This is a genomic window from Thermostichus sp. OS-CIW-31, from assembly GCF_054060305.1.
Window position 1 is genome coordinate 65,440 of the sequence record NZ_JBSSDA010000016.1, and the last position, 9,076, is coordinate 74,515.

Consider the following 9,076-nt stretch of genomic DNA (forward strand, 5'->3'; position numbering starts at 1 on the left):
GGGATCCATTAGCCATTCCTGGGGTTCACCGTTTAGGCGGGCGTTGCCCACACCTGCGGAGTGAAGCTGCCGTGTAGGCCATAGGGAATGTGGTGCCGCAATGGGATCCGCGCAACCGGGCCGGCTGTCAGGTCGGCTGCTTCTAGGATCACCACTTGAGAGCGCTGGCTGGCCGCATCAAAAACCACCGTCACGATCCACCCTGCCTCTTCGCCCTGACCTTCTGGATCGGGGATGAACACCGGTTCTCCCACAAAGCCGCGGGGGGCAAAGCTGTACTGCTGTGTGCGGCCTGTGGCGGTATCCAGCTTGAGGATGGCTTGCAGAGGAGCATTGGGGCCGGGGGCATGGGTGGCCCCGATGTAGATGTAGCGGTGGGATCCCCCCATTTGAGCCGGGTGGATGGCCGGAAACTCCACCGAGCGATCCAGCAGCAGTTCCCGCTTCACGCTGCCCCCCTTGGGATCCAGATAGAACCGCCACAGCTTGCCCGCCGGAATCTGGGCAAAGTCAATCTGCAGGTAATCGGCATCCGGCTCCAGGGCAGGGTAGTTCTCATAGAGGACGGCATCCACCACCACCTGATCCCCGACTTCGTAGCCGTTGACAAAATGGAAAACAAACCCCGGCTCCGCTTCCAGTTGCAGCGGCTTATCGCCCTGGGGAAAGAGCCAGATGCGGGTCGGCTCCCCCGGTTTCAAGGTCAAACAGGTGCCCGCCGGTTGCCAGCCCAACACAAACGGCAGGGGGTTGAAAGCCAAGGGATTTTGGAAAAAGATACGGTAGCGGGGTGTCCAGACAAAATCGTGCAGGAAGGCAAAACCGGGCAGGCGGTAATCCCGCTTTTCCACCAAGCGCCCGCGCGAGTCCAGACGATAAAACAGCAACGTGGAGTTCTGGGCAGCCCGCACCCCAAAGGCGATGAGATCTCCCGTGTGGGGATCCCGCCGGGGATGGGCGGTAAAAGGCTGGTTGGCTGAGATCCCTCCTGCAAACGTTTCGATCCCCTCGGTGGCCAAGGTGGCCGGGTTCAGCCGGTAAGGGGCACTGGCCTCCCACAGGGCCAGCAGCTTATCTCCCTGGTAGATGACGTTGGTGTTGGCGGGATTTTTAAACCGCAAGTCGAGAAAGTTGCTCCACCAGCCGCCCGGCTTTTGGGTGCCAAACACCCCTCGGTAGAGCACCCGACCGGCTTTTTCCTCTGCTTCAAACTCGCGGGTGCGCACAAACCGGTTGCGAAAATGAACCTTCCCCTCCACAAAGGTGATGGCGCAGACCATGCCATCGCCATCGAACGGGTGCCCGTAGCGCTGGGATCCCGCCTCCAGCTTGCCCGGGCCGTTGCGAAACAGGGTTCCCCGCAACCCTGCCGGGATCCGTCCTTCGATCTCCGTAATCCAATAGTCGTACTCCTGGGATAGGGAGCGATAGCCCAATTGCCAGTCGGTGGTGCTGTAGGGAAGGGAAGCGACGCTGACCATGGAAGATCTGCATGCAACGCCCTCTATTGTTGCTTAAACTTTTATGAAGTCGCCAGTTTTTCTGGGCCGGGATAGCCACCTTGGTTGGGATCCCCAAGATGGAGTCGCCCCGATTCGACTATGGTAGGAAATGCCCCCAAAGCGCCTGACAGGATCCACAGTACCCATGTTTGATGCCCTCTCCGAGAAGTTGGAATTGGCCTGGAGAAAGCTGCGCGGCCAGGACAAGATCACCGAAACCAACATTCAAGAAGCTCTGCGGGAGGTGCGGCGAGCCCTGCTGGATGCGGATGTCAACTTGCAGGTGGTGAAGCAGTTCATCGAGGATGTGCGGGAAGCTGCCCTGGGATCCGAGGTCATCCTGGGGGTGACGCCGGATCAGCAGTTCATCAAGATCGTCCACGACGAGCTGGTGAAAGTGATGGGGGAAGCCAACGTGCCCATTGCCCAAGCGGAGCAGCCTCCCACCATTGTCCTCATGGCTGGTTTGCAGGGATCCGGCAAAACCACCACCTGCGCCAAGTTGGCTCTGTATTTGCGCAAGCAGGGCAAGAAGTCTCTCATGGTGGCCGGAGACATCTACCGTCCGGCGGCCATCGACCAGCTCAAGACGCTGGGCCAGCAAATTCAGATCCCCGTTTTCGACCTGGGCAAAGCAGATCCCGTCGAGATTGCCCGGCAGGGGGTGGAGACGGCCCGGCAGCAGGGCTACGACTACGTGATTTTGGACACTGCCGGTCGTTTGCAGATTGACCTGGAGATGATGGCGGAGCTGGAGCGGATCAAGGCGGCGGTGCAGCCCCACGAGATCCTGCTGGTGGTGGATGCCATGATCGGCCAAGAGGCAGCCAGCCTTACCCGAGCCTTCCACGAGCGCTTGGGCATCACTGGGGCCATTCTCACCAAGCTGGATGGGGACACCCGCGGTGGGGCCGCCCTTTCCATTCGCCAAGTGTCCGGTCAGCCCATCAAGTTCATCGGTGTTGGCGAAAAGGTGGAAGCGCTGGATCCCTTCTACCCGGATCGCATGGCCTCCCGCATTCTGGGTATGGGGGATATCCTCAGCCTGGTGGAAAAAGCCCAAGAGGAAATCGACCTGGGAGATGCCGCCAGCATGGCGGAGAAGATGATGACTGCCCAGTTTGATTTCACCGATTTCCTCAAGCAGATGCGCCTAATTAAACGCATGGGATCCCTGGCAGGGCTGCTGAGACTGATGCCGGGGATGGGCAAAATCAGCGAGGAACAACTGCAAAAGGGGCAAGACCAACTGGCCCGCGCCGAAGCCATGATCAACTCCATGACCCCCGAAGAGCGCTGCAACCCGGATCTGTTGGCCCGCAGCGTCAGCCGCAAACGACGGGTGGCCCGCGGATCTGGCCACAAGCTGGAGGATGTCAGCCGACTGGTCAGTGATTTTCAACGCATGCGCGACATGATGCGCAACATGGGCATGGGTGGCGGTTTTCCCGGTATGGGTTGGGGGGGTGGGCGTACCTCTCTTCCCGGCGGGGATCCCAGTTGGCGCGGACGTTCAACGGCCTCTCCCTCTCGGCAACAGCCCAGCCGCAAGCCGGGCAAAGGTGGGGGTAAAAAAGGGGGCGGCAACCGCGGATTTGGGGGCAAGTAGGATAGGATTATGCCCTTCCACGTTGTTTTGGTTGCCCCAGAGATCCCGGCCAACACGGGGAATATCGCCCGCACCTGTGCAGCCACCGATACGCCTCTCCATCTGGTGGATCCTCTGGGGTTTCGCCTTTCGGATCGCTACCTCAAGCGGGCGGGGCTGGACTATTGGCAGCAAGTCCAACTGTATCGCTACCCCTCTTGGTCTGCTCTGGTGCAGGCCCACCCTGAGGCCCGGTTCTGGTGTTTTAGTGTGCGCGGCAAAGCCCTCTATACGGAAGTAACCTATCAGCCGGGAGACTGGTTGGTGTTCGGCAGCGAAAGCCGGGGGTTGGATCCTCTGTTCTTGGAAACCTATCCCAGCGTGCGCATCCCACTGCGGGGGCCGGTGCGCAGCCTGAACCTCAGCAATGCCGTAGCGATTGCCCTTTTTGAGGCGCTACGTCAGCAGGGATCCCTGACAAAAGAATAAGTGGTCGGGTTGGCCCTGGTATAATAGCTACTTCTCCCCGCCAGGAAGATGTGTGCCTTGCAGTATCTGCGCCCCGATTTGCTTCACCTCAAGCCCTACGACGCCGTGCCTGCCCCGGCTGCCGACAAGCTGGATGCCAATGAGTTCCCCCTCGATTGGCCGGCGGGCTTTAAGCAGAAGCTCTCCCTCCTTTGGGAAAAGGGGATCCCCAGCAACCGCTATCCCGATGCCCATCACCGGGGCCTGAAGCAGGCCATCGCCGCCTATGCCGGAGCGGAGCCAGAGCAGATCAGCCTGGGCAATGGGTCGGATGAGCTGATCCGCTCCCTGCTGATTGCCACCTGTCTGGGCGGGCGGGGCGGCATTTTGGTGGCAGAGCCCACCTTCTCCATGTACGCCATCCTGGCCCAGAGCCTGGGGATCCCAGTGGTGCGGGTTCCCCGCGACCCGGAGACGTTTGCTCTGGATCTAGAGCGATGTCAACAGGCTTTGAGGGAGCATCCGATTCGGGTGGTGTGCCTGGTGGATCCCAACTCGCCGACGGGGAACGGCCTGACGGCTGCAGAGTGGGAGTGGGTGGAAGGGCTGCCCGAAGAGATTCTGGTGATTTTGGATGAGGCCTATTTTGAGTTCAGCCGGCACACAGCCCTGCCCAAATTGGCGGAGCATCCCAACTGGGTAATTTTGCGCACCTTCTCCAAAGCCTTTCGCCTGGCGGCCCACCGGGTGGGCTATGCTGTGGGTCATCCACAGCTTATGCAAGTGTTGGATGGGATCCGCCTGCCCTACAACCTCACGGCCCTTTCTCAGTGGGCGGTTCAGATGGCTTTGGAGCATGCCGAGGAGCTTTTGGCCGACGTGACGCTAATTTGTCAGGAGCGGGAAGCCCTTTATCAAGCTCTGCAGGAGCTGCCAGGGGTGCGGGTGTGGCCCAGCCAAGCCAACTTCCTCTACTTCCGGGTGGCCGGCTGGGATCCCCAAGAGCTGCAGCGGGCCTGGCAGGAGCTGGGGACTGGTGTGCGCTACACGGGTGGGGGGCTGCGTCTGACGGTGGGCACCCCTGAAGAGAACCGACGGGCCTTGGAGCGCCTGCGCCAAATCCTGCAATAGGCCTCCCGGCCTGCGTTCGGAGTCAGCCTAGGTGGATGGGTCGGCGCGCGAAAAGCGCTGGATCAAGCTGTGCACCTGCTGCAAGTGTCGTTCGTCCAGATGCTCCAGCGCCTGGGCGATTTCCGCTCTGAGTCGGCTCTGGGTGTCGGTTTGGGCCCGCTGCAGCAGCCAACTTTGGACAGGGCTGGGGTGCTCCACAAAGTCAAGCGCCCAGGGATCCCGTTCGTTCAGCTCAGGTTCTGCCTGGGGCAGCTGCTCCCTCCAACGCTCTTGAGCCTGTCGAAACTCCTCCGCCAAACGATCTGTTGGGCGCCCCTCCGCTTGGAGAACCTCTTGATACCTTTGGTGGGTCACCAGCCAGCGCTGCCGAATTTGAGAGCGTTGCTGCCTGGTCAGCCTGCCGGTTCTGCTTTCGGTGAAGCGCTCGTAAAACCTGAGCGTGTCTCGGTAGTGGCCCAATCGCTCACAAGCCAAGCCTACCTCCAGGGGCTGTAGCCACCAGGCCCGCTCCATCTGTGTGCTGGTAACCACTTCCTGCAGAAAATCTCGCAGCCCAGGGGATTTGCGCCTTAAGTCTTCCCAGTTGGTCCGGATATCCCGGGCCATGGCAGCCACCAGCTCGTAGTCATGTCCCCGCTGCCACGCCTGAGGATGGGCCTGCACCGTTTTCCAGAGCTTCTCCCACTCTCGGCACTGGATCAGAACTCGCAGCATCAGCGGCCAGTCTTTCAAGCGCTCCAGACTGGTGACGACGTCGCCGATGTACTCTGCCCACTCGCCTGTGAGGGGACGTCCTGCCTCTTGCCATCGGTCCAGCACCACCGAGTCTTGGCGGTCTTTGGATAGCCACCTCACCTTGCTGGGAAGGGGTTCCAGGTGGATCTTGGCCCGGTAGTAGGGGGAATGCTCCGTTTGGCCCCCCTGATCCCAAACCTCTACCGCCCGCTCAAATTCCTGCCGATAGAAGTGACAGATACCCCAAATCTTGTAGTACTGATTCGCGAACGGCTGCCGCTGGCCGAGAAAGGCCAGACGTCCCTTCAAAGCCTCAAGGGTCTCTTGCAAAAACCGGCTGCGGGCCTCTTCCTGGGGGCAGAAAGTTCCCAAGTTGTTGAGAACTTGCTCAAGCTCTGCCAAAAATTGCTGTACACACTCTTTCCAGGTGGAATCCGTTCGTGTAAGCGGGACGAAGTCCCTATCTTTGGGGCTGACTTCAACGCTCAGCCAATCTCGCACCCGCACCACCTGTCGGAAGCGCTCCATAGACTTGACAGAGGTTCTTTGGGTCGCCACCATCAAGTCCACCAAGGGGCTGTAGTCTGGGATCCCAGGACATCCAGCAAAGTAGGCGGCGTTACGCTGCAGCTCCAACCAGGCCTTCCCTCTCCAAAAGCACTCCCAGGCTTCTCGTTTAAGATTTTTGTTGGGCAAAGCAGACTGCTCCAGGCTCAGGAACTTTTGCCCTGCGGAAACGTAATCCCTCTGGAGCTTGAGGAGCCAGGCCTGACATTCCTGTTCTAGAGGTGGTTTTTTTGCCTTCCGCGCCAGAGTTTGAACATCCTCCAGAAGTTTGAGGTTGCCCTCCTCGATGCCGCGCCTGAGAAGCTCAAGAGCTGCCTCCTGCAGATCTTCCAAGCTTGTATTGGTCCAGTACTGGATATTGATGCCTTTGACAGGGTAACCCAATACCGGTGGGTCGGTCTCCCATTCCGACCGATCCGGTTGCAGAGAAGGATGATCGAGCCAAGAGTTGGATTCTAAGCTTGGATCCCAGAACTCCCGCCAACCGGCAGAGGTGTCCACAATGGCCAGGGCCTCGATGGGGCGGGTAATGCCGACATACAATTGGTTGAGAAAATAATGGAGTTGCAGGGATATCGCCTCCCCAGCTCCTCGGGCGTAATCATTAAGCTTTCGGTTAAAGTTTTGTCGATAGGCGTTTCCAAACTTGTAGAGGATAACTTTTTTGAACTCCATTCCCTTAACAGACGTAGCAGTTTGCAGGAGCGGTGGTTTAAGATTCTGCTTCAATTCCTCGGCAAAGATCTTCTGGAGTTCGGGATCCTGACGCACGTAGTTCAGCTCCTCTCCCACAGGACAGGGTAAGATACAGACTGTTCCTGTGAGATCACTAAGCATTTTTCTAAGCTCATCTTCGATTAAGTTTCTTTCCTGACCATCCAGCACAAACCTTTGAACCGGCATGCCCTGCTCATGGGGACGCCAGGGCTGTTGGGGATAGATTTCTCGACTCTTGCTGAGAACTCGCCGCCACAGGTTGACTACATTGCTAAAACGAGTAACTTGTGGATTGCTGCGATAGTTGTTTCTCAGCTCCTGTGGGCCTGCAATCTCAAAGGGATGGCTCGGCAACAAGTAGGCGCGGATATGCTCGTAGAGGTATTTTTTCAGGGCAGCCCAACGAAATCCCGTCGGGTTAATGGTTTGCAAGGGATCCCCGGCAAAGGCATAGGGCAGGTGATCAATAGCCCAATCCAACTTGTATTTTCCCCAAGGAGATAAGCAAAAAATGACATTCAGCTCAAGTTGGGTAAAGTCCTGAACCTCATCGCAAAAAATGACTGGATGAATAGGATTAAGAGTGCCATTCTGCAGCACATCTCTGGCCAAATCTTGGTCATCCCAGTAGCCCTCATGGGTGGTTCGATCCCGGTAGCCTGGCCAAATCTCTTCGTAAATCCGCTCGAAGGCTTCTTCATCCACACTGCGGTCGGCCTCAGGCAATTCTCGGTAGCTATCGGGATCCAAATAGTCACTGACCTCATAGCCTTTGATCAGCGTGCGAATGGTGTGCCAAGCCAGCTCTACATCGCGGCGACCACAATACCAGCTCTGAAATCGATAAAAATTGACATACCGATCCGGTTGGTAGCGTTCTTGCCGCTCAGGGGGAAGGCAGTTCAGCAGGTAATCCTGAAAAGTGCTAAAAAAAGCTTGACACTGCTGAATTTCCTCTGTGGAGAAGCTGCACCCCTCCTCCCGATAGCGGTGGCTGATGCGCAAAATTGAACTTACCCTGTTGCGAGCTTGCTGCACCAAACTGGGGCTATAGGTCAAAAAGAGAGGGCGGTACTCAAGAGGTCTCTGTTTTGAAGTTTTGAGGTAGTGGCTGCAATAGTCGGCAAAGCGGTAGTACAACATCAGAGATTTGCCACTCCCGGCCCTTCCGTTGATCAGTAGGGGCATGGATGTACTCTGCAGGATTTCTTCCTCCTCCATGGACAAAGCCAAATTTCCCTCTGTGATCTCCTGCATTTCCAACCAAATGGTCTCATCCGCCACCATGTAGTCGGGGTAGGCGCGACGGGCGTACCGCTTCCACACCTCCAAAGGTTGCGGGTGCTGGAGAATGTCTGGCTGCTTGGCTTTCATCCCAAAGAGGCAGGTTTGGCATCCCAGCTCAAACCGTTCCTTTTGCTCTGGGGCGTGGTCGTAAACTCCAATGAGAAATGGAAACAATCTCCCTGGCTGCTCGCACGCTTGTACCAAGCTGACGGCCAGATACAGGGATCCCTCCTGCCAGCATTTGACCTCTGCCTCCAGATAAAACGGCGGGAGCTGCCGGTAGAGCCTGCCTTCAATGTCATATACCAAGCGGGATACTGCTTGGTAAGCCTGGCGCCGCTGCTCTGGAGAAAGGGCCCGTACTTGCCGAACCCATTCCCCACTTTCCAACACCAGCCGCTCCTGCGGATTGGGAGCATTCAAGAACTGTGTCCATTCATACAGCTCGTCGGGCAGAGGGGGGAGATGGTTTGGCGGATCCCCTGGTTCGTGCCGCTGCGCCAGCCACGCCTGCAAACGGTCATCGGGCACCCAGCTCCGCACCCGTTCTTGATAATCCGGATCTCGCCGTCGGTCTAAGAACTCCCGGTATTCGTGACTGCCTCTCGGCCAGAGGCCAAACAAAACCAGAACGGGTACCTCGCCTACATAGCGCAGCTCCCCCACCAAGCGAATGTTGTTGCGGAGATTACGCTTCCAGTAAGGGTAACGAACGTCAAACAACTGGCTCAAAAGGGTGCGACCCCCCTCTTCCAGCCGTTCTATCAATGCTTCTAGGTTGCACTGGGTTTTGCTTCCCAGAAACTCCTCCGGGCAATATACATACATGGGATCCCGCCGGGTATACTTGGAAGCCATCCTAGTGCCGGACTACTGGCGAAAATTGCCGCTGTGCCAAAAGTCTTAATTTTTTTCATAATCCCCACGTAGCCCACAACTACCTATGTAGCCATTTGCAAACTCACAAAACATCTCGATTCAAGCTTTTGTAAACTACCCGACACCCGCGCTATGCGCAGGGTGCGGGCTTTATCCCAATCCCTAGCGGCCCCAGAGGACAGCTAAGTTTCCGAATTTCAGG

At 57.7% G+C, this 9,076-nt stretch carries 5 protein-coding genes; 3 read left to right on the forward strand and 2 right to left on the reverse strand.

What is annotated here, in order from left to right:
• Positions 1 to 32: 32 nt before the first annotated feature.
• Positions 33 to 1,481 (reverse strand): carotenoid oxygenase family protein, encoded by a 1,449-nt coding sequence (locus tag ACVWY9_RS10315; RefSeq protein ID WP_457388280.1) that lies wholly within the window; start codon positions 1,479 to 1,481, stop codon positions 33 to 35.
• Positions 1,482 to 1,647: 166 nt separating this feature from the next.
• On the opposite strand from ACVWY9_RS10315, the gene ffh reads away from it, so the two are divergent.
• From ffh to ACVWY9_RS10330, 3 genes are read left to right on the forward strand one after another with little or no spacing between them, the layout of a single operon-like run.
• The gene (ffh, locus tag ACVWY9_RS10320) at positions 1,648 to 3,111 is read left to right on the forward strand and encodes a signal recognition particle protein (RefSeq protein ID WP_457388287.1); all 1,464 of its coding nucleotides are present in this window, start codon (positions 1,648 to 1,650) and stop codon (positions 3,109 to 3,111) included.
• Between the two features lie 9 nt (positions 3,112 to 3,120).
• Positions 3,121 to 3,579 (forward strand): tRNA (cytidine(34)-2'-O)-methyltransferase, encoded by a 459-nt coding sequence (locus ACVWY9_RS10325; protein ID WP_457388281.1) that lies wholly within the window; start codon positions 3,121 to 3,123, stop codon positions 3,577 to 3,579.
• A gap of 48 nt (positions 3,580 to 3,627) precedes the next feature.
• Positions 3,628 to 4,689, forward strand: coding sequence for a histidinol-phosphate transaminase (locus ACVWY9_RS10330; protein WP_457388282.1), 1,062 nt, complete (start codon positions 3,628 to 3,630; stop codon positions 4,687 to 4,689).
• Positions 4,690 to 4,716: 27 nt separating this feature from the next.
• Here the strand turns inward: ACVWY9_RS10330 and ACVWY9_RS10335 are convergent, their stop codons facing one another.
• Positions 4,717 to 8,853: a hypothetical protein gene (locus ACVWY9_RS10335; RefSeq protein WP_457388283.1), complete on the reverse strand. Its 4,137-nt coding sequence runs from the start codon at positions 8,851 to 8,853 to the stop codon at positions 4,717 to 4,719.
• Positions 8,854 to 9,076: the final 223 nt, after the last annotated feature.